Genomic DNA, 20,420 nt, shown 5'->3' on the forward strand with positions numbered 1-20,420 from the left:
GGGGTGGTGCCATGGTCGGCGTGCACCTGCTCGTGCTGACCGGGGCGGCCACGGTGGACGAGCTGCTGCCCGGCCTCGCACTGCTCCCCGACCACCGGGTGACCCTCGGCGCGCTCACCGCGGCCGACGCGGTGACCTCGGCGGTCGACGTCGACCTCGTCGTCCTCGACGCCCGCACCCGCCCGTTCGCGGCCGCCGGACTCGCCGCCGCGGTCGACGCCGTGCGCCCGGGCCTCCCCGTGGCGGTCGTCGTCGGGCCGGACGCGGCCTTCCCGGTGGAGGACGCGGCGCCGGTCGACGCCCTGCTGCTGCCCGACGCGTCCCCGGCCGAGGTCGCGGCGCGCCTGCGTCTGGCCGCCCGACCGGTGCCGCCCGCCCCGCGCGCCCGCCGCGGCCGGCGTGCGGACCTGCCCCCGCCCGGCGCGCTCGTGGTGGACGAGCTGGTCGTCGACACGGTCGCCTTCCAGGCCTGGTTCGCGGGCCGCCCGCTCCCGCTCGCCCGCCGGGAGCTGCAACTGCTCGCCGCCCTCGCCGCGCGGCCCGGGCGCCCGCTGACCCGGGCCGCCCTGCTGCACCTCGTCTGGGGTCCGGGCCACACCGGCAGCGCCCGGACCGTCGACGTCCACGTCCGGGCCCTGCGCCGCGCCCTGGGGCCCGGCCGCGACCTGATCCGCACCCTGCACGGCACCGGTTACGCGCTCCACCCGACCGGTGCCCCCGCTCGAGCCCGCACCGCGCCGCCCCCGCGGACGGCCGCGCCGCTGCGCCCGGAGGAGGCACTCACGGCCCCGTCCGCGCCGGGCCGCCCGGGCGGGCGGGACGCGCCGGGCGACGTCGTCGCGAGCAAGCGCGCCGGGCTGCCCCTCGACCCCGACGCCGTGACCGCGGGCCGGCTCGGCGCCCTCGAGCGGTACAGCCTCAAGACGCTCGGGGCCTGCTCGGAGCGCGACGACGGGCGGTTCCTGCTGCGCGCCCGGACCCGGGGACGCCTGCCGATCGCCGCCGCCCGCGCGCTCGCCGCCCTCCTGCGCGAGCGCGACCTCGGCCCCGTGCACCTGACCACCCGCCAGCAGCTCGAGCTGCACGGCGTGCCGGCGGCACGGGTCGTCGACACCCTCGACGCCTTGCACGCGGCGGGCCTGGACACGACGGCGACCTGCGGCCACACCGTGCGCGGGGTGACGAGCTGCCCGGACGCGGCCGTCTCCGCGGAGGAGCCGTTCGACGGCACCGCCGACGCAGAGCTGCTGACCGATTCGCTGCTGCGGCTCGGTCCGGAGCTGAACACGCGCCTGCCGCAACGGTTCACGGTGGGGCTCGGCGGCTGCCCCGGATGTCGCGCCCAGGCCAAGGTCTCCGACGTCGGGCTCGTGTCGGTCCTCGACGGGGCAGGCCGTCCCGGCTACGAGCTGTGGGTCGGCGGCGGGCTCGGCCGGTCGCGCCCGACGCTCGCGACCCGGCTCACCGGGTTCGTGGCCCGCGCCGACCTGCTCCCGGCGGTGCACGCCGTGCTCGCCGTGTTCCTCGCGCACGGCGCGTTCGAGACCCCGAACCGCGCCCGCCTCAAGTTCCTGGTGGCCCGGCTCGGTGTCGACCGCTTCCGGGCCCTGGTCGCCGAGGCGGAGGCCGAGCTGCGCGACCGCCCCTGGCCGGCCCCACCACCGGTCGACGTGCGCGCCCCGGGCGTCCCCGACGGACCGGCCCCGCGCCACGGGTGGGGCGACGACGTGCGCCCGCAGCGCACGCCGGGCCTCGCCACCGTCACGGTCACCGTCCCGTTCGGCACCCTCGGCGCGGACGCGCTCGACGTGCTCGCCGACCTCGCGCCCGGCCCGCTCCGGCTGACCCGCGAGCAGAACGTCGTGGTACACGACGTGCCCGTCGCCGACGTCGAGGCGCTCGCCGCGCGGGTGGCGGCCGTCGGGCTGGCCGTCCACACCGACCGCCCCGCCCGCGACGTCCGGGCCTGCGTGGGCACCGCGTCCTGCGCGCTCGCCATCACACCGACCCGCGACCTCGCCCGGGCCCTCTGGCACCTGCCGGCCCTGCGCCGGAACTCGGGCGTGGCCGTCAGCGTCTCCGGGTGCCCCGCCTCGTGCGCCCGCCACCAGGCGGCGGACCTCGGGCTGGCCGGGAACCTCGTGTCGCTGCGCGGGCGCCGCGTCCCGGGCTACCGGGTGCACCTCGGCGGGGACCTCGGGCGCGACCGGCTGGGCACGGTGCTCGGCCGGGTCGCCGCCGGGCAGGTCACCACGCTCGTCGACCAGGTCGTGCGTACCTGGGAGGAGCTGCGGGTCGGGCACGAGTCGCTGGCCGACAGTGTCGACCGGACCGGGACGGAGCCGTTCGTCTCCGGGCTGCGGGGCCTGCCCGGGCTGGCCTGGGAGCCCGGCGACGACGAGTGCGCGGACCGTGTCCCGCCGCGGGCCGGGGTCGGTTCCCACGGTGGTCCGCGACCGGCATCCTCGGAGGTATGACCGGTCCGCGCGTCGCCGTCGTGGGCGCCGGGATCGGCGGCTCCACCGTGGCCCTCGCACTGGCCCGCCGCGGGGTCGACGTGACGGTGTTCGAGCGCCGGCCGGACGTGCCACGGGTCGGGTCGGGGCTCGGACTCGCCCGCAACGGCCGCCTGGTCCTCGAGGGCCTCGGCCTCGGCCCCGCGCTCGACCGCACCGGGGCCCCGATCACGTCGATGCGGCTGCTCGACGCCGCGGGGAGCGAGCGCGCGCACTACGACGTCGGGGCGCTGCTCGGCCTGCGCCGGGCCGACCTGCTGCGGATCGTCCTCGACGCCCTCCCGGCCGGCGCGCTCCACCACGGCCGCGAGTGCGCGGGGGTGGACGTCGGCGACGGGCCCCCGCTCGTCCGGTTCACCGACGGCACCACCGCGACCGCCGACGTGGTCGTCGCCGCCGACGGGCTGCACTCACGGGCGGCCGCCGCCGTCACCGCCCGCCCGGACCTGCAGCCGTCCGGGACCTCGGCGCTGCGCGGGTTCGTCGACGGGCACGGGCTGCCCGACGCGGTCCGCCACGGGCAGAACGCCTGGCTCGGCGCCGACCGCCACCTGCTCAGCTATCCGGTCGACCGCACGGGCACGCTGAACGTCGCCGCGTTCGTGCCGCGCCCGCCCGGCGACGCGGGCGACTGGTCGTCCCGGGTCGACCCCGACGACGTGCGCGCCGCGTTCGCCGGGTGGGACCCCGACGTCACCGCGCTCCTCGCCCGCGCCGACGAGGTCTACCGCTGGGACCTCGCCGACCGGGAGCCGTTCGCCCCGTGGAGCCGCGCCGGCGTGGTGCTGCTCGGCGACGCCGCCCACCCGATGCTGCCGCACATGGGGCAGGGCGCGAACCAGGCGATCGAGGACGCCGCGGTGCTCGCGGCGCTGCTCGCCGACGCGCCCGACCGCTCCGACCGTGCCGACCTCGGCGCCCGGCTCGCCGCCTACGAACGCGAACGGGCGCCCCGCACCGCGCGCGTCCAGGACGGCTCCCGCCGCAACGGCCGGGCCTTCTCCGGCGGGTCGAGCTCGCCGGGCGGCGCCGACCTGTCGTGGGTCCACGGCTATGACGCCCCGGCCGCCGGGCTCGCGGCCGCCCGCCGGTCCTGACCCCCGGCGGCCGCCGCGTCCGCGGCCAGGGCGATCAGCAGGCTCGCGCCGAGCAGCGGCAGCGCCGCCGCCACGAGCACCGTCCCGGCCACCACCCCGACCTGCCACGGCCGTGACAGCGCGAGGAACGCCCCGCGCGGCGGCACGGTGCCGCCCCGGCGACCCGGCCCGCGGCGCCACCAGAGCACGGAGCCCCACACGATCCCGCAGGCCAGCCCGAGCGCGAGGGCCGCGAGCACGATCTGGTTCGCCACCCCGAACAGCATCCCCATGTGCGCGTCCACGCCCCAGCGGGCCAGCTTCGCCGCGAGCGGCCAGTCCGCGAAGCGCACGGTGTCGATCACGGTCCCCGACGACGGGTCGATCGCGACCGCGTCGAGGTGCGTCGAGTTCCGCAGGCCCTCGAGCGGTCCGACGACGGGGTCGGAGCCGGACACGACGCGGCTGATCTCGGCCACGCCCGTCGTCGCGCCCGGCTCGGAGGCGGGGACGACCTCCATCGGCCCGCTCAGCCCGGCGCGCAGGGCCGCGGCGTAGGCGGCCTCGACGGCCTGCGGCGTCGCCGTGGGCGGTGCGGCCGGCACGGTCGGCGCCGGCCCCGTCTCCATACCCGCCATCCCCGCCATGCCCGCGTGACCGGCGTGCTCGGCCGAGCCCGCACCCGTCGTCGGGACGGCACCCGGGACCGACGACGCCGGGGAGGGCGTGTCCCAGGCCATCAGGCCGCGGAGCGCGGTGACGTTGGCGCCGGCGTAGGTCGACCAGGTGAGCCCGGTGGCGGCGAGGAAGAGGAGCCCGATCACGGCCCAGAGCCCGACGGTGCCGTGCCAGGACAGCAGGCGCGCCCGCCGTCCGGTGGCGTTCCGCGGCAGCAGCAGGGCGCGCGCGGAGGCACGGCGCCGACGCCACATGCCCACCCACAGCACGAGCCCGCCGAGGGCGAGGACCCAGAGCCAGCTCGCCGCGAGCTCGGCGTAGAGCCGACCCGGGTCGCCGAGGTGCAGGTTGTCGTGGAGCTGGTCGACCCACTCGCGCAGCGGCAGCGCCTGCGAGCCGCCGTAGGTGTGCAGGACGCCCGTCACCGCGCCGGTGTGCGGGTCGACGAAGGCGGTCCGGTAGTGGCTGGAGTCGCCGAGGTCGGGCGCCGAGAAGATGACCCGGGTGGTGTCGGTGGGGGTCGGCGCGGGCCGCACCGAGCTCAGCTCCGCGCCCGGCACCGCGGCCTGCCCGGCCGCGACCTGCACCGCGAGCGGCAGCGACGACGGGGCCGCCGGGACGGTCAGCACGCTGCGGTAGAGCAGCGGCTCGATCGACGGGGTGAGCGTGTAGAGGAACCCGGACAGGGCCGCGACCAGCAGGAACGGCCCGACGATCAGGCCCGACCAGAAGTGCACCCGCAGCAGCAGGGCCCGCAGCGGGGAGGTCCGCAGGCCCGGCGAGGGCGGCCGGACGGTGGTGGGGGTCGGGCTCTGGTCGACGCTCATCGGGAGTCAGGTCGTCGCGGACGGCGCCCCGGTTCCCGGGGGACGGTGCCCGTCACATCCGCGGGGTCGGGTCCGGCCGCCTAGGGTCGCTCCGTGGACGAACCGCTGTTCGACAGCTCGGCCTGGCGTCCGGTCGAGGGCTTCGACTTCACCGACATCACCTATCACCGCGCCGTCGACCTCGGCTGCGTGCGCATCGCGTTCGACCGGCCGGAGGTCCGCAACGCGTTCCGGCCGCACACGGTCGACGAGCTCGCCACGGCGCTGGAGCACGCGCGGACCTCCGCCGACGTCGGCGTCGTCCTGCTCACCGGCAACGGCCCCTCGCCGCGCGACGGCGGGCACGCGTTCTGCTCCGGCGGCGACCAGCGCATCCGTGGCCGGACCGGTTACCAGTACGCGTCGTCGGAGACCGAGGTGTCCGCCGACGAACGCGGCCGGGCGGGCCGCCTGCACATCCTCGAGTGCCAGCGCCTCATCCGGTTCATGCCGAAGATCGTGATCGCGGTGGTCAACGGGTGGGCCGCCGGCGGCGGGCACTCGCTGCACGCGGTGTCGGACCTGACGCTGGCCTCGGCCGAGCACGCCCGCTTCAAGCAGACCGACGCCGACGTCGGCTCCTTCGACGGCGGGTACGGCTCGGCCTACCTCGCCCGGCAGGTCGGGCAGAAGTTCGCCCGGGAGATCTTCTTCCTCGGCCGGACCTACACCGCCGCGCAGATGCACCACATGGGCGCGGTGAACGAGGTCGTGCCGCACGCGGAGCTGGAGACCACCGCGCTGCAGTGGGCGCGCGAGATCCTCGGCAAGTCCCCGCAGGCGCAGCGGATGCTCAAGTACTCGTTCAACCTGATCGACGACGGGCTCGTCGGCCAGCAGCTCTTCGCCGGGGAGACCACGCGCCTGGCCTACATGACCGACGAGGCCGTGGAGGGCAAGGAGTCGTTCCTGGAGAAGCGCACGCCCGACTGGGCGCCGTTCCCCTGGTACTACTGACCCGGTCCCAGCACCGCCGCGGCCCGGTCGAGCACCGCCCGCACGACGTAGGGGTGCACGCGGCCCGCGGTGGCCAGGAAGAAGCGGCCCCGGAGATCGTGCGGGGTGCCGACAGTGGTGACGACGACGCGATCCCGCTCGCACCGCAGGGACACCGCGCAGTCGAAGGCCCCGGTGTCCACCGCCCGGGCGAGCTCGTCCGGAGCGGTCCGGCGCGGGCCTCGCGCGGGCCGGATGCCGCACAGCAGCGCCGGCACCTGTCGGGCGCCGAGGACCGGGACCGCCCACTCCGGAAGTGGCCCCCACCGACGCCCGCTCCTACGTCGACACGGTCCTCACGGCGCTCGTCCCGGAGAGCCCCGTCGCGATGGGGCCTTCGAGCACCCGTGACTGTCGGACCCTCGTACTAGTGTTCGAATCATGCCGCAGGACCTGGCCTCCGACCCCCGCACCGAGTTCGCCGCGACCCTGGCCGACTCGGGGTTGCCGCTGCTCGCGCGCGCCGTCACGGCGGGCGCGATCGGCGGGCCCGGCGTGCGCGCCGTGCTCGACCAGCTGGCTGCACTGGCCGCCGACGGGTACGGCGACGCCGCCCTCGCGGAGGCCGAGGAGTTCCTGACCTGCATCGCCGCGGCCACCGACCCGATGCACGTCGCGCAGGAGCTGCGCGAGCACTGCGACGAGGTGTTGCGGCCCCACCTCGACGACCGTGACGACGAGCCGGACGACGAGGAGCTCGGCTTCGACGGGACCCGGACCGACGACCCCGGGACGGGCGAGACCTCGACCGACGAGGCGCCGGTGCGCCCCGATCGTCCGGTCCGACGCACTCGCGTGACCGCCACGCCGACCGCCACGGGTCGAGGGTGTATCGATGACCGCCATGGAGGACCGACGGGCCGACCGGCTGCTCGAGGCGCGGGAGACGGGCGCACGGGTCCCCCGCGACCCCGACCTGGACCTCGACGCGGCGTACGCCGTCGCAGCGCAGCTCGAGCGCCGGCTGGCCGAGCGGGGCAACCGCCGGGTCGGACGCAAGATCGGCTTCACCAACCGTGCCCTGTGGGACGCGCACGGGCTGGACCGACCGATCTGGGCGCCGGTCTACGACACCACGCTCACCCGCACGACGAGCCTCGCCCTCGGCACGCTCCCGGAGCCGCGGCTGGAGCCCGAGATCGTCGTCGGGGTGGCGAGGTACCCGGAGATCGCCTGGGCCGCGATCGGCATCGAGATCGTGGCGAGCCACCACCTCGGATGGCGGTTCTCCCCCGCCGAGGCGGTCGCCGACTTCGGCCTGCACGCGATGCTGGTCCTCGGTCCGCGGCTGCCCGTCGACGGGCTGGAGGACGTCGAGGTCACCCTGTCCGGCCCCTCCTTCACGACGACGGGTCGGGGCGCGAACGCCCTCGGCGGCCCGCGGCAGGCCCTCGCGGCGCTGGCCGACCTGCCGGGCGCCGCCCCCGTCGCCGACGGCGAGATCGTGACGACCGGGACGCTCGTCGACCCGCCGTGGATCGAACCGGGTCAGCGGTGGACGGTGAGCGTCACCGGTGGTCCGGAACTGACCGTCACCACCCGGCCCTGAGGAGGAGAGCACCCGTGTGCACCGAGGCGCCCGACCCCGCCGCCGTCGCCTTCGCAGCCCCGCGACCCGTCGTCGCCGAGGCCGTCGACCCGGTGGTGCTCGAACCGGTCGACGCCCTGACGATCACGGTCCTGGTCGACAACTCCTTCGACGCCCTGCTCGCCGAGGCGCCCGGGGTGTCGCGAGGGCGGCTCGGCACCGGCCCCGGGCTCGAGGCCGGTCAGTACGTCGACGGACTCGCGCGGCCGGGGCTGATCGCCGAGCACGGGTTCTCGGCCCTGGTCACGGTGACGCGGGACGGGCACGACCACACACTGCTCTTCGACACGGGCGTCTCCCCCGAGGGGATGGCCACGAACGGACGGCGGCTGGACGTCGACCCCACCGACATCGGCGCGGTGGTGCTCTCGCACGGCCACGCCGACCACACCGGCGGATTCCCCGGGCTGGAGCGCTGGCTCGGGCGCGCCGCGAGCCCGTTGGTGCTGCACCCGGTGGCGTTCACGCGGCGACGGCTGGCGCCGCCCGGCGCCGAGCCCTTCGCGATGCCGCAGCTCGACCGGGCCGCGCTGGTCGGGGACGGGATCGAGCTGATCGAGCGCCGGGACCCGTCGTTCCTGCTCGGTGGGAGCGTGCTCGTCACCGGCGAGGTCGACCGCACCACCGACTTCGAGCAGGGCATGCCCTTCCACGAGGCCCTGGTGGACGACGCCTGGACCCCCGACCCGTGGATCGTCGACGACCAGGCCCTGGTCGTCGACGTGCGTGGGCTCGGCCTCGTGGTGCTCACCGGCTGCGGGCACGCCGGCGCGGTGAACATCGTCCGCCACGCGCTGCGCCTCACCGGGCACGACCGGCTCCACGCCCTGCTCGGCGGCCTGCACCTCACCGGTCCGGGCTTCGAACGGATCATGGAGCCGACCGTGGCCGCGCTCGTCGACCTGGCGCCCGAGGTCGTCGTGCCGGCCCACTGCACCGGCTGGCGGGCGCAGATGCGGCTCGCCCAGGAGCTGGGCGACTCCTTCGTGCCGGGCGCGGTCGGCAGCCGGTACACGTTCGCGGCCTGACGGGACTCCCGCCCGACGCTGCCTCATGTCCCACTCACCTCGAGCGGGCTCCCGAAGGGCCGGACCACGGCGGCGCAGCCGGGTCGCGGCGACTCGGTCCGACCCACACGGTCGGCGTCGCCCCCGGACCGCCGCGAGGCGCCGGACGCTGCCCCACGCGCCTCAGCGGCGGTGACGGCTCGGCGCGTCCAGGTTCGTGCGCCCGTCGCCGGACTCCGACCGGTGGCTCCCCGGCCGCGTCGAGGGCGGTGGCGAAGTGTCGTCGGCGCGGCGGCGCCGGCCGGACGGCGGCGACTGAGACGTCTGCGGGGCCGGGGCGTCCTCGCCGAACGACATGAGCCGGCGCCGACCCGTCGGCGCCCGCCCGACCACCCCGGTCACCGCGTCCGGCTCGGGCGCGCGGCGCGTCGTGGCCGTCCGCTCCGGCTCGGCGAGTGCGGCGGAGTGCGTCACCGGTGGCGCAGATCGCCGCACGTCCGCGACGCCGGGCGGCGGCGTCGGCACGCCGGGAGTCCGGGCACCCGGCGTCGGGAAGGGCGGACGCACTGCGGGGCCGGGCAGCGACGACGGGCCCGCGCGACGCGAGTCGGGGACCGGGAGCGGCGCCCGGAAGCGCGGGTCGCGGCGGAAGTCCGACGCCGGTCGACGCGCGTTGAGCGCGGCGAGCGGGCTCTCCTGCGTCTCGGCCGGCACGACCATCCCGCCCGCCGGGATCTCCGGCGGACGCGGCGCCTCGCGGCGCGGACCGCGCGGGCGCAACGGCCGCTGGGCGGGCCCGGGGATCAGCGCGGGGCGACGGCCGGCGGCGAGGTCCTCGATCCAGCCGAGGCCGAGGGCGAACACCACCGTGAGCACCACCGCGGTCCCCACGAGCGAGCCGGTCCCGGTCCAGTCGAAGCGGTCGTCGATCATCGGGGCGAGGGCGATCGCCACGTTGTGCCAGAGGTAGATCGTCACGGCGCGGGCGTTGATCACCGTGATCACGCGGCCGAGCAGCGGGATCCGCTCCAGCCACGCCAGACGCGGGGTGTAGCGCAGGACGAGCAGCACCGCGCCGAGCGAGACGAGCGCCTGGCCGAGCGGGATGTCGTTGAGGTCGATGCCGTTGTCGCCGGCCGGGTTGGCCAGCGCCCACGCGACCCCGGCGCCGATCGCGGTCCCCGCGGCGAGCAGCGCCCAGCCCCACGGCATGCGCCGCAGCGACCCGTCGCGGTGGGCGAAGCCGAGCATCCAGCAGCCGGCGAAGATCGACGCGTCGATCAGCGCGGTCCCGACCGCCCCGAAGTCGCGGACCGCCCCGCCCAGCACCGCGTCCAGCGCGACGAGCGCCAGCGGCACGGCGATCGCCACGCCCGGCCGCCGGCGCCAGGCCCACAGCAGCGCGGGGGTCAGCAGCACCAGCCACAGGTAGGTGCGGATGTACCAGAGCACGACGGTCGCGTCGCCGGCCCACTCGCTGCCCGGCGGGTCGAGCACCGGGACGAACCAGAACAGCCACTCCGACGCGCTCGGGGTCTCGTCCGGCCCGAACCCGTGCCACACCATGATCGGCACGACGATCAGGCCGAACAGCCAGAACGGCGGGAGCAGGCGCTTGAGCCGCCGACCGATCACGTCGACCGCCTCGGTCCGCGCCAGCGACGCGAGCATCAGCGATCCACCGAGCGCGAACATCACGCCCATCGACGGGAAGACGAACGACAGCCAGCCCCAGCCGACGACGTGGTAGCCGATCACGCGCACGAGCGCGATCGCCCGGAGCACGTCGAGCCACCGCGTCCGCTCGAGGGGCTTCTCGTCACTCTTCCCGACGGCGGGTGCGGCCGGCTTCGACGGCGTGGCGTCCCTGGCTCCGGGTGCACGCAGTGACGCATGGCCCGCACCGGGGACCGGGGCCGCCGCCGGGACCGCGACCGGCACCGGCGCCGCCTGCCCCGGCATGAGCGCCTTGAGCGCACCGAGCCGCTGGATCCGCTGCCAGCGCACCCGTCCCCCGGTCACGGCGGAGAGCAGCGAGCGCAGCAGCACCGCGTACATCAACGGCCGGTAGAGGACCTGCTGCACCGGGGCGACCCACAGCGGCCCCATCGGTTCGCCGTCGAGCCGGAACGCGTAGGCGGCCGCCGCGGTCTGCACCGCGAGCATCGAGCCCCACAGCACGAGCGTGAGCGCGGCGTCGCCGAAGAGCAGGCCGTAGACGAAGAAGACGTCGACCAGCGGCGCGGCCAGCGGGAAGAGCACCTGGAACAGGCCGATGTGGCCGAGCCCGAGCCACCCGGTGCGCCCGGACGCGCCGCGCTCGCGCAGGGACCGCCGGTGCTTCCAGACCGCCTGCATCGTCCCGTACGTCCACCGGTAGCGCTGGCGCCAGAGCTGCGACAACGTCGTCGGCGCCTCGGTCCACGCGACCGCCCGCTCCTCGTAGACCACGCGCCAGCCGGCGCGGCCGAGCGCGATCGTCAGGTCGGTGTCCTCGGCGAGGGTGTCGAGCGAGAGCCCGCCGACCTCGAGCACGGCCTCGCGCCGGAACGCCCCGGCCGCGCCCGGGATCGTCGTGATGGCGCGCAGCGTGTCCTGCACGCGCCGGTCGACGCCGAAGCCGACGACGTACTCGATGTGCTGCAGGCGCGGGATCAACGCGGCGCGGTTCGCGACCTTGACGTTGCCCGCCACCGCCCCGATCCCGGGGTCCGCGAAGGGCGCGACGAGACGGGCGATCGTGTCCGGCTGGAACACGGTGTCGCCGTCCATCATCACGACGAGGTCGTGGCGCGCCCGCGCGACGCCGGTGTTCAGCGCGATCGGCTTGCCGCTGTTCGGCTGGCGGATCACCCGCACCGCGGGCAGCGCGAGCGACTCGACGAGCTCCGCGGTGCCGTCGGTGGACCCGTCGTCGACGACGAGGATCTCCAGCGGGTGGTCGTTCGCGAGGATCGAGCGCAGCGTGGCCTCGATGTTCTCGGTCTCGTTGTAGGCCGGGACGATCACCGACACCGGGGGCGCCGTGGTGGGCGGCGGACCCCAGGAGAACGCGGGGTCCCGCCGACGACGGGCGTGGCGGCGCGCGACGACGAGCGTCAGCAGCAGCCGCACCACGACGATGAGCCCGACGCCGATGAGCAGGCCCTGCAGCACCCGGACGGTGCCGGTCGCGAGGTCGACGGCCTCGACGAGACCGCCGCCGACGAGCCGGTCACGGTCCGAGGCGGGGGCGTGCGCGCCGGGGGCGCCCACCGCGCCGGTCACGGTGTCGAAGCGGTAGCCCCGGGCCTGCAGCTCGGGGATCAGCCGGTCGAGCGCGGCCACGGTCTGCGAGCGGTCGCCGCCGGCGTCGTGGAGCAGGACCGTCGCGCCCACGCCGTCGCGCGGCGTCGCGTTCCGGATGATCGCGTCGACGCCGGGGCGCTGCCAGTCCTCGCCGTCGACGTCGGTGAAGACGTTGACGTAGCCGTCGCGCCCCGACTCGAGGACGGCGGCGTAGGCACGGTCGTCGATCGCGTCGGGCGTGGACGAGTACGGCGGCCGGACGAGGTAGGTGGTCTCGCCGGTCGCCCCGGCGATCGCGAGCTGGGTCTCGCCGAGCTCGCGTTCCAGGCGCCAGCGCGGGACCTGGGAGAGGTCGGCGTGGGTGAACGTGTGGATGCCGATCTCGCTGCCGGCGGCGCGGATCTGGCGCAGCAGGTCGGGGTGGCGCACGCCGAGCGAGCCGACGACGAAGAACGTGCCCGGCACCCGGTGCTTCGCGAGCACCGCGAGGATCTGCGGGGTCCAGGTCGGGTCCGGCCCGTCGTCGAAGGTCAGCGCGATGGTGCGCGGCGGGAGCCCGGTCGAGCGGGCCGGATCGACCCGTCCGTCGACGAAGGTGCCCCCGCGCGACACCGACGGCGGGACGGTGGCGCTGTCGCCCTGGTCGTGGTTCGCGTCGTTGCCGATCGTGGCGTTGACGAGGCCGGTGACCCCGAGCACCGTCGCCACGAGCAGGCCGAGCACCACGACGACGAGCCACGTCCCGAACGACGGCCCGGTGCGCCCGGGAGCCGACCTCCGTGCCACGCGCGTTCACCCGCCCTCGCTCGATGGGCCACGCACCGTGACCGTGTCCGCAGTGTGACATCTCGGTCCGGTCACGCCACGGAAGCCTGACAGTGCCAGTTCACGGTGGGTCATCACCTCCGGGCGATGCGTCCGGTTCGTCCCGGACGTCGTCACGGTGTGCAGCGCCTCCGCCGGACTTGCGGGGTGGTCGTGCGCACCGTCACGGTTCTCCCGTGCCCGCCCCCCGCCGCCGGTCCCGTCTGGTCCGCCGTCTGCTCGTCGTCGAGATCGTGACGGTGCTCCTGACGGTGCTCATCGCGGCCGGGGTCAGCGCGGTGAGCACGCGGTCGCTCGTGGAGGACGACGAGGCGGCCCGGATGCTCGGGCTCGCCACCGCGCTCGCGGTCGCGCCCGGGGTGCCGCCGGCGGTCGCGGCCCGCGACGTCGCCGCGCTCGAACCCGCCGCGGAGGCCGTCCGGGCCGACGCGGACGCCTCGTTCGTCACGATCATGACGCCGGACGGCACCCGTCTCACCCACCCCGACCGGTCGCTCATCGGGCAGACCTACCAGGGCACCTTCGCCCCGGCCGCGCGCGGCGAGACGCTGGTCGAGACGTTCCCGGGGACGCTGGGGCCCTCGGTGCGGGCCATCGTGCCGGTCCGCGCGCAGCCCGGGTCGGCGACCGCGCCCGTCGTCGGGATGGTGGCGGTGGGCCTGCTGCGGGTGGACGTGTTCTCGCGGGTGCTGCGCGAGCTCGGGTACCTGGCGCTGGGGGCGGTCGCGGCGATCGGCATCGGGTTCGGGCTCGCGCTGCTGGCCGCCCGGCGGGTGCGGCGCGACACGCTCGGCCTCGAGCCGGCGGAGATCACCGCGCTGCACCGCCACCACGAGGCCGTGCTGCACGCCATCCGCGAGGGGCTGCTGGTGCTCGACGCGGACGACCGCGTCGTCGTGGTGAACGACGAGGCGACGCGCCTGCTGGAGGTGGCCGGGGAGGGCGGGGGAGGCATCGTCGGGAAGACCCTCGCGGAGCTCGGGGTGGACCCGGCGCTGGCGGCACGGCTGGCCGACCCGACGCCCGTGTCGGACGAGTCGCTGCTCGTGGGCGAGCGGCTGCTGCTGGTCAACCGGACCCGGACCGACGACTCCTGGGTGATCACGCTGCGGGACCGCACCGAGGTCCAGCAGGTGATGCGCGCGCTCGACGACGCCCGCTCCGTCGCGGGCGCGCTGCGCTTCCAGGCCCACGAGCACGCGAACCACCTGCAGGCGGTGTCGACCCTCATCGAGCTCGGGGCCCACGACGACGCCCGCGAGCTCGCCGTCCGCTGGACGCGCGACATCACCGACCTCGGTGCCGACCTCCGCGAACGGATCGCCGACCCCGCCCTGGCGGCCCTGGTGCTGGACAAGGCCACGGACGCCCGGGACCGGGGCGTCGACCTGCGGGTGACGGGGCGGACGTCGGTCGCGGACGGCACCGACGACCTCGTGACGATCGTCGGAAACCTCGTCGACAACGCCCTGGACGCGGTGCTCGCGACGGCGGGCCGGGGCGTCGTCGCGCTGGACCTCGCCGACGGTGCCGGCGGGCTGACGATCCGGGTGGCCGACGACGGGCCCGGGCTCGCCGATCCGGAGGCGGCGTTCCGGGCCGGGTGGTCGACGAAGGAGGGCGGGCCGCGTGGACTGGGCCTGGCCCTCGTGGCGCGGGTGGTCGAGCGGCGCGGCGGGACGGTGACGACGGGTCCCGGCGTCGACGGGGCCGGGACCGGCTTCGTCGTGGAGCTGCCCGCGGTGTCGCCGTCAGGGGCTCGCGAGCCGGTAGCCCACGCCCCGCACGGTGACCACGAGGCCGGGCACGCCGAGGCGTGAGCGCAGCGCGGCGACGTGCACCTCGAGGGTGCGCCCGCCGGCGTCGGCGCCGTGGTCGTCGGGAGCCAGGCCCCACACGTCGTCGAGCAGTTCCTCGCGGGTGGCGACCTTGCCCTCGCGCCGGGCGAGCGCGGCGAGCAGGTCGAACTCCTTGCGGCGCAGCGCGATCTCGGCGCCGTCGACGTGCGCCGACCGAGCCGCGAGGTCGATCTCGAGCGGGCCGACGGTGATGGTGGAGACCAGGGCGTGCCCGGAGACCCGGCGCATCACGGCGTCGATGCGGGCGAGCAGCTCGTCGATCGAGAACGGCTTGACCACGTAGTCGTCGGCGCCGCTGCGCAGGCCCATCACGCGCGCGCTGTCGTGGCCGCGCGCCGTCACCGCGATGATCGGGACCGACGACCGCCCCCGGATGCGGCGGCACACCTCGATGCCGTCGAGGTCGGGCAGCCCGAGGTCGAGCAGGACCAGGTCGGGCGGATCGACCTCGTCGCCGACCGCGGCGACGGCGGCGACGCCATTCGACGCCGTGCCCACGCGCCAGCCCTGCGCGCGCAGCACCTTCGCCAGGGCGTCGCGGACCGGTTCGGTGTCCTCGACGAGCAAGACCTTCATCGGCAGCTCAAAGATTCCTCAAGTTCGGATGGCGCGACCTGGGTCCAGCGGGTCGGGTGTTCCTAACCTCACGGCATTGCATGAGAGCTGTACCACGTCCGCACGAAGGAGACACCGATGTCGACGCCCACCACGGCCCCGCCGACCGATCCCCCGCCGTCGGGCACCAGGCGGGGCGGTGTCTACAAGCAGCTCTGGTTCTGGGTGATCGTCGGCATCGTCGCGGGCATCGTCGTCGGCTTCCTGGCGCCGGACTTCGCCTCCGACCTCAAGGTCCTGCCCGACATCTTCATCCAGCTGATCAAGATGGTGACCGCCCCGGTCATCTTCTGCACGGTGATCGTCGGGATCGCCTCGATCGGCAACCTCGCGGCCGCCGGGGGCATCGCGGGCCGGGCGCTCGCCTACTTCCTGCTCATGACCCTGATCGCGCTGGGCCTCGGGCTCGTCGTGGTCAACATCGTCCAGCCGGGCGCCGGGTTCCCCCAGATCCCGCCGGACCCCGCCACCCTCGCCGAGGCGCAGGAGGACATCGCCGCGGGCGCCCAGGGCGGCGGCGCGCTCGACTTCATCCAGGGCACGCTGCTCCCGGAGAGCTTCCTCGGGCCGTTCGTGGAGAACGAGATCCTCCGCGTCCTCGTGCTCGCCATCCTCGTCGCCGCGGCCACGTCGATGCTCGCCCCGGCGCTGCGCAAGCGCGTCGTCGGCGGGATCGACCTCGTCGCCAAGGTCATCTTCGGCATCATCCGGATGATCATGTTCCTGGCGCCGCTCGCGGCCTTCGGCGGCATCGCCTACACCGTCGGTGCCCTCGGCGGCGAGAGCCTGACCAACCTGCTCTCGCTCATGGTCACCTTCTGGGCCACCTGCGCGATCTTCGTCTTCGGCGTCCTGTTCGTGGTCTGCCTGATCTCCGGGTTCAACGTCTTCAAGCTGATCCGGATGATCAAGGACGAGATCCTCATCATCGTCGGCACCTCGTCGTCGGAGACCGTGCTCCCCCGCCTGCTCGCCAAGCTCGAGGCGGCCGGCGCGTCCCGCTCGACGGTCAGCATGGTCCTGCCGACCGGGTACTCGTTCAACCTCGACGGCACCTGCATCTACCTGACGATGGCCGCCCTGTTCATCGCCCAGGCCGGTGGCCAGGACCTGCCGTGGGGCGTGCAGCTGGGCCTCGTCGCGCTGATGCTGCTCACCTCGAAGGGTGCGGCGGGCGTTTCCGGCGCCGGCCTCATCACGCTGGCCGCGTCGCTGCAGGCCTTCGGCGGCGAGTTCTACACCGTGGAGTCGATCGCCATCGGCATCGCGATCATCGCCGGCATCGACCGCATCATGAGCGAGGGCCGCGCCCTGACCAATGTCATCGGCAACACCGTCGCCGTGATGGTCGTGGCCGGCTGGTGCGGCGAGCGCGACGACGAGCGCTTCCACGCCGCCCTGAACGACCCGTCGCTCGTCCGCGACGCGATCGAGCAGGAGACGCACGGCGGCGAGGACGACGAGACGGAGTCGAAGGACCGCACCCCGGTGGGCGCGTCCGCCTGACGCCGGTCCCCGCACGAGCGAAGGGCCCCCTCGGTCGAGTAGATCGACCGAGGGGGCCCTTCGTTCAACTACGGGCGGACGGACCTCAGTACGTCGGCAGCGACGTGTCGACCTGCTGCGCCCAGCCGGTCACCCCGCCACCCACGTGCACGGCGTTGGAGAACCCGGCGTTGTGCAGCGCGGACAGCGCCTCGGCGGACCGGACGCCGGACTTGCAGTACAGGATCGTCTGCCGGTCCTGCGGGATCTCCGAGAACGCCTCGCCCGAAAGGATCTTGTCCTTCGGGATGAGCTTCGCGCCCGGGATCTTCACGATCTCGAACTCGTGCGGCTCGCGGACGTCGATCAGCTCGAACTTGTCGCCCGCGTCGATCTTCTCCTTGAGCTCCACCGCCGTGATGGTGTGCCCGGCCGCCGCCGACTGCGCCTCGTCCGACACGACGCCGCAGAAGGCCTCGTAGTCGATGAGCTCGGTGACCGGCGTGGCGTTCGGGTCGCGCCGGATCTTCACCTCGCGGTACTCCATGTCGAGGGCGTCGTAGACCTTGAGCCGGCCCAGCAGCGTGTCGCCGATGCCGCAGATCAGCTTGATCGCCTCGGTGACCATGATCGAGCCGATCGACGCGCACAGGACGCCCAGCACGCCGCCCTCGGCGCACGACGGGACCATGCCCGGCGGCGGGGGCTCGGGGTAGAGGTGCCGGTAGTTGAGGCCCTGCCCGTTCGGGGCGTCCTCCCAGAACACCGAGACCTGGCCCTCGAAGCGGAAGATCGAGCCCCAGACGTAGGGCTTGCCGAGCAGCACCGCGGCGTCGTTCACCAGGTAGCGGGTGGCGAAGTTGTCGGTGCCGTCGAGGATGAGGTCGTAGTCGCGGAAGACGTCCAGCGCGTTCGACGCGTCCAGCGGCTGCTGGTGCAGGTTGACCTGCACGAAGGGGTTGATCTCGGCGACCGACTCCTTGGCCGACTGCGCCTTCGGCTTGCCGATGTCGGACTGGCCGTGGATGACCTGACGCTGCAGGTTCGACTCGTCGACGACGTCGAAGTCGACGATGCCGAGGGTGCCGACACCGGCGGCGGCCAGGTAGAGCAGAGCCGGGCTGCCGAGCCCGCCCGCACCGACCACCAGGACCTTCGCGTTCTTCAGGCGCTTCTGGCCGTCGACGCCGACGTCGGGAATGATCAGGTGCCGCGAGTAGCGGGCGACCTCCTCCTTCGTCAGCTCGGCGGCCGGCTCGACCAGGGGCGGCAGGGTTGCCATCGCGCGTTCAGCTCCTCTAGGACGACTGCTCGACCCGATTCAACCCCATGCGTCGGCGCGGTGTTCCCGACGTGCGGCGGCCGTCTCAGCGGACGGGGTTCGGCCACGGGTTGGGTCGGCAGACCTTGCCGTCGCGCGGGATCTGGATGCCCTGCGGGTTGTCGTCGGTGAGCTGCGCGAGGTAGTCGTTCGACACCCCGAAGCTCTGCTGCATCATCACCGGCGCCAGCGCCCCGTTCTCGGGGCACGGCACGTGCTGGTTGCGGAAGACGTGCCCGACCTCGTGGTTGATCGCGTACTGCCGGTAGAGCCCCAGCTGCCCCTCGAACGCGGCCGCGCCGCGCACCCAGCGGGAGCCGTTGATCAGCACCCGCCCGATGTCGGACTTCCAGCACGAGGCCTCGTACCGGATCTGGTAGCCGCACTGGGCGCGGGTGGTCAGCTGCGAGGTCAGGCTGATGCGGAAGTCCGGCACCACGCCCGCCGCGGCGTCGACGCGGCGCAGCGCGATCTGGCCGCTGCCGGTCCAGCTGCGGGGGTCGTCGAGGGTCGCGTCGACGGCGGTGGCGAAGGCGGCGTCGCCCTCGGCGAGCACGGCGCCGTCCTCCACCTCGACGGTGTAGGTGTAGACCCGCCCGACGCCGACCTGGGGCGTCGACCCGGGGATCACGCGCCAGGTGCCGGCCCCGGAGATCGGGAAGTCGCCGCCCGCGGGCAGCTCCGCGGTCGGGATGTCGACGCCGGCGAACTCGCCGCCGGACGGTGCCTCCCCGACGACGGGTCCCTGCTCGGCGGCCGCCGCGGGCGAGCGCACGTCGGTCGTCTCCGCGCTCGGTGCCAGGGCCCGCACCACGACGAACCCGGTGAGGGCCAGGAGCACGACGGCGAGGGCGCCCAGCGCCGCGCCGCGGCGGGAGCGGGCGGGCGGCGCCGGGGTGCCGGTGCGGGGTCGCGGGCTCCACGACGCCGCGAGCGGCTGCCCGCGACGCCGGGCGGACCGGCGGCGCTCCGTCCGCCCGTCCGACGGGGAGGAGGCGTCCGGATCCGACCGGGTGTCGGCGTCCCGCTCGGGCGGGCGCGCCCGGCGGGAGGAACCGGTCGGTCGGGTCACCCCCGCACGGTCCCACACACTTCCGGACGAACCGGGACGGAGTCCCACGTCCCGTCGGCGACGGCGTCGACCATGCCCAGCACGGCCCGGGCCACGACGGCCGGGCACTCCATCTGCGCCACGTGGCCGGTGCCGGGCAGCCGGAGCAGGCGGGCCCGGGGGATGGACGCCACGGTCCGGCGGGCCTTGCGCACCGAGATCAGCCGGTCGACCTCGCCCCAGACCACGAGGGTCGGCGTCGTGACGCGAGCGGCGATCGACCACAGCGACCGGGAGCGCGGCGCGAACCAGGTCGACACCAGCCCGCCGAAGGATCGCTGCAGGGCCTCGGCGAGCCACGGGTACTCGGCGCGCTCGGCGGCCTCGGCGACCGCCTGCGCGAAGGCGGCGGGGCTGACCGCGTCGGGGTCGGCGTAGCAGAGCCGCATGGTGCGGCGCAGCCGTGTGCCCGGGTCCTCGGCGGCCAGTTCGCGGCGGGTGCGCGCCCCGACCAGCGGGATCGCGGCGAGCGCCATCTTCCCGTCGCCCAGGCGGGCCGGCGCCGGCCGCAGGTCGGGCATCGCGGGGCTGACCAGCGTCGTCGTCAGGATGGTCCCGGGGCGCTCGGCCGCGACGGTGAGCGCGACCGCGCCGCCCAGCGAGTTGCCCACCAGGTGCACGGGCCGGTCGAGCGAGTCGACGAAGGCGCCGACGGCGGCCGCGTGGGCCCGCAGCGAGTAGTCCCGGTCGGCGCGCGGGCTGGAGTGGCCGAAGCCCGGGAGGTCGACCGCGTACCCGTGCCAGCGCGACGACAGCGCCCCGGCCAGGTCGGTCCAGTTGGTGGCGGAGCCCCCGAGACCGTGGACGTAGACGACGGTGCCGGTGGGCTCGCCGGTCGCGGGCGTCTCGCGCACGTGCAGTTCCACGCCGCCGACGACGACGCGGTGCCCCGGCCAGTGCGGCGTGGGGTCGCCGATCGGCCCGAGGGCGCTGGTCGGGGCGAACGGGACCGGTGCCCCGTTCACCTGCGGGCCACTCCCCGGAACCGTGATCGTCACGATGACCATGGTGCAGGTGGACGACAGGTGAAGCGAATCCGACCCGGGTGTGTCCGGAGATGCTCCGGAGGGCGACGACCGGCGAACCGCGCGTGACGGGCGCGGCACGGCGTCACGGTCGGTAGGGTCGCCCCGACCGGGTGGGGTGGCACCTCGCCCCGGGCAGTGGCACGTGGATGCGGGGAGCGGGG

The 20,420-nt window shown here is 75.2% G+C and carries 14 protein-coding genes; 7 read left to right on the forward strand and 7 right to left on the reverse strand.

Features of this window, described 5'->3' with window-relative positions:
- The first annotated feature begins 11 nt into the window (after window positions 1-11).
- Both LN037_RS08315 and LN037_RS08320 read left to right on the forward strand, forming a co-directional pair.
- Window positions 12-2,477, forward strand: coding sequence for a ferredoxin-like domain-containing protein (locus tag LN037_RS08315; protein WP_230751467.1), 2,466 nt, complete (start codon window positions 12-14; stop codon window positions 2,475-2,477).
- Window positions 2,474-3,613 carry an FAD-dependent oxidoreductase gene (locus tag LN037_RS08320; RefSeq protein ID WP_230751468.1) on the forward strand — a complete coding sequence of 380 codons (1,140 nt, stop codon included), beginning with the start codon at window positions 2,474-2,476 and terminating at the stop codon, window positions 3,611-3,613. The genes LN037_RS08315 and LN037_RS08320 overlap by 4 nt, the downstream gene beginning before the upstream one ends.
- Here LN037_RS08320 and LN037_RS08325 read toward each other — a convergent pair.
- Entirely contained in the window at window positions 3,568-5,097 is a 1,530-nt protein-coding gene (locus tag LN037_RS08325) for a PepSY-associated TM helix domain-containing protein (RefSeq protein ID WP_230751469.1), read from the reverse strand. The genes LN037_RS08320 and LN037_RS08325 overlap by 46 nt on opposite strands.
- Before the next feature lie 93 nt (window positions 5,098-5,190).
- Between LN037_RS08325 and LN037_RS08330 the strand changes: the two genes are divergently transcribed.
- Window positions 5,191-6,093: a 1,4-dihydroxy-2-naphthoyl-CoA synthase gene (locus tag LN037_RS08330; RefSeq protein ID WP_230751470.1), complete on the forward strand. Its 903-nt coding sequence runs from the start codon at window positions 5,191-5,193 to the stop codon at window positions 6,091-6,093.
- Here the strand turns inward: LN037_RS08330 and LN037_RS08335 are convergent.
- Window positions 6,087-6,350 (reverse strand): hypothetical protein, encoded by a 264-nt coding sequence (locus LN037_RS08335; protein ID WP_230751471.1) that lies wholly within the window; start codon window positions 6,348-6,350, stop codon window positions 6,087-6,089. The genes LN037_RS08330 and LN037_RS08335 overlap by 7 nt on opposite strands.
- 617 nt (window positions 6,351-6,967) lie before the next feature.
- Between LN037_RS08335 and LN037_RS08340 the strand changes: the two genes are divergently transcribed.
- A complete protein-coding gene (locus LN037_RS08340; protein ID WP_230751472.1) occupies window positions 6,968-7,681 on the forward strand; it encodes a 2-keto-4-pentenoate hydratase in 714 nt (237 codons plus the stop codon).
- Window positions 7,682-7,695: 14 nt separating this feature from the next.
- Window positions 7,696-8,748 carry an MBL fold metallo-hydrolase gene (locus LN037_RS08345; RefSeq protein WP_230751473.1) on the forward strand — a complete coding sequence of 351 codons (1,053 nt, stop codon included), beginning with the start codon at window positions 7,696-7,698 and terminating at the stop codon, window positions 8,746-8,748.
- 162 nt (window positions 8,749-8,910) lie between these two features.
- On the opposite strand, the gene LN037_RS08350 is transcribed toward LN037_RS08345, so the two are convergent.
- A complete protein-coding gene (locus LN037_RS08350) occupies window positions 8,911-12,801 on the reverse strand; it encodes a glycosyltransferase (RefSeq protein ID WP_230751474.1) in 3,891 nt (1,296 codons plus the stop codon).
- A gap of 215 nt (window positions 12,802-13,016) precedes the next feature.
- Between LN037_RS08350 and LN037_RS08355 the strand changes: the two genes are divergently transcribed.
- Window positions 13,017-14,660, forward strand: a complete 1,644-nt coding sequence (locus LN037_RS08355; RefSeq protein WP_230751475.1) for a sensor histidine kinase — start codon at window positions 13,017-13,019, stop codon at window positions 14,658-14,660.
- Here LN037_RS08355 and LN037_RS08360 read toward each other — a convergent pair.
- Entirely contained in the window at window positions 14,592-15,275 is a 684-nt protein-coding gene (locus LN037_RS08360; protein ID WP_230751476.1) for a response regulator, read from the reverse strand. The genes LN037_RS08355 and LN037_RS08360 overlap by 69 nt on opposite strands.
- 117 nt (window positions 15,276-15,392) lie before the next feature.
- Between LN037_RS08360 and LN037_RS08365 the strand changes: the two genes are divergently transcribed.
- Window positions 15,393-16,820 (forward strand): cation:dicarboxylate symporter family transporter, encoded by a 1,428-nt coding sequence (locus tag LN037_RS08365; protein WP_230751477.1) that lies wholly within the window; start codon window positions 15,393-15,395, stop codon window positions 16,818-16,820.
- 85 nt (window positions 16,821-16,905) lie between these two features.
- On the opposite strand, the gene moeZ is transcribed toward LN037_RS08365, so the two are convergent.
- The 3 genes from moeZ to LN037_RS08380 form a co-directional block, all read right to left on the reverse strand.
- Entirely contained in the window at window positions 16,906-18,081 is a 1,176-nt protein-coding gene (gene moeZ, locus LN037_RS08370) for an adenylyltransferase/sulfurtransferase MoeZ (RefSeq protein WP_230751478.1), read from the reverse strand.
- An 85-nt stretch (window positions 18,082-18,166) separates the two neighbouring features.
- Entirely contained in the window at window positions 18,167-19,192 is a 1,026-nt protein-coding gene (locus LN037_RS33470; RefSeq protein ID WP_230751479.1) for a DUF3152 domain-containing protein, read from the reverse strand.
- Window positions 19,189-20,238, reverse strand: a complete 1,050-nt coding sequence (locus tag LN037_RS08380; RefSeq protein ID WP_230751480.1) for an alpha/beta fold hydrolase — start codon at window positions 20,236-20,238, stop codon at window positions 19,189-19,191. The genes LN037_RS33470 and LN037_RS08380 overlap by 4 nt, the downstream gene beginning before the upstream one ends.
- Window positions 20,239-20,420 lie beyond the last annotated feature (182 nt).

Source organism: Actinomycetospora soli, assembly GCF_021026295.1.
Lineage (GTDB): Bacteria > Actinomycetota > Actinomycetes > Mycobacteriales > Pseudonocardiaceae > Actinomycetospora > Actinomycetospora soli.

Coding starts and splice junctions, on each gene's coding strand:
- LN037_RS08315 (WP_230751467.1), top strand. CDS start 12: ATGGTCGGCGTGCACCTGCTCGTGCTGACCGGGGCGGCCACGGTGGAC.
- LN037_RS08320 (WP_230751468.1), top strand. CDS start 2,474: ATGACCGGTCCGCGCGTCGCCGTCGTGGGCGCCGGGATCGGCGGCTCC.
- LN037_RS08325 (WP_230751469.1), bottom strand. CDS start 5,097: ATGAGCGTCGACCAGAGCCCGACCCCCACCACCGTCCGGCCGCCCTCG.
- LN037_RS08340 (WP_230751472.1), top strand. CDS start 6,968: ATGACCGCCATGGAGGACCGACGGGCCGACCGGCTGCTCGAGGCGCGG.
- LN037_RS08360 (WP_230751476.1), bottom strand. CDS start 15,275: ATGAAGGTCTTGCTCGTCGAGGACACCGAACCGGTCCGCGACGCCCTG.
- LN037_RS08365 (WP_230751477.1), top strand. CDS start 15,393: ATGTCGACGCCCACCACGGCCCCGCCGACCGATCCCCCGCCGTCGGGC.
- moeZ (WP_230751478.1), bottom strand. CDS start 18,081: ATGGCAACCCTGCCGCCCCTGGTCGAGCCGGCCGCCGAGCTGACGAAG.
- LN037_RS08380 (WP_230751480.1), bottom strand. CDS start 20,238: ATGGTCATCGTGACGATCACGGTTCCGGGGAGTGGCCCGCAGGTGAAC.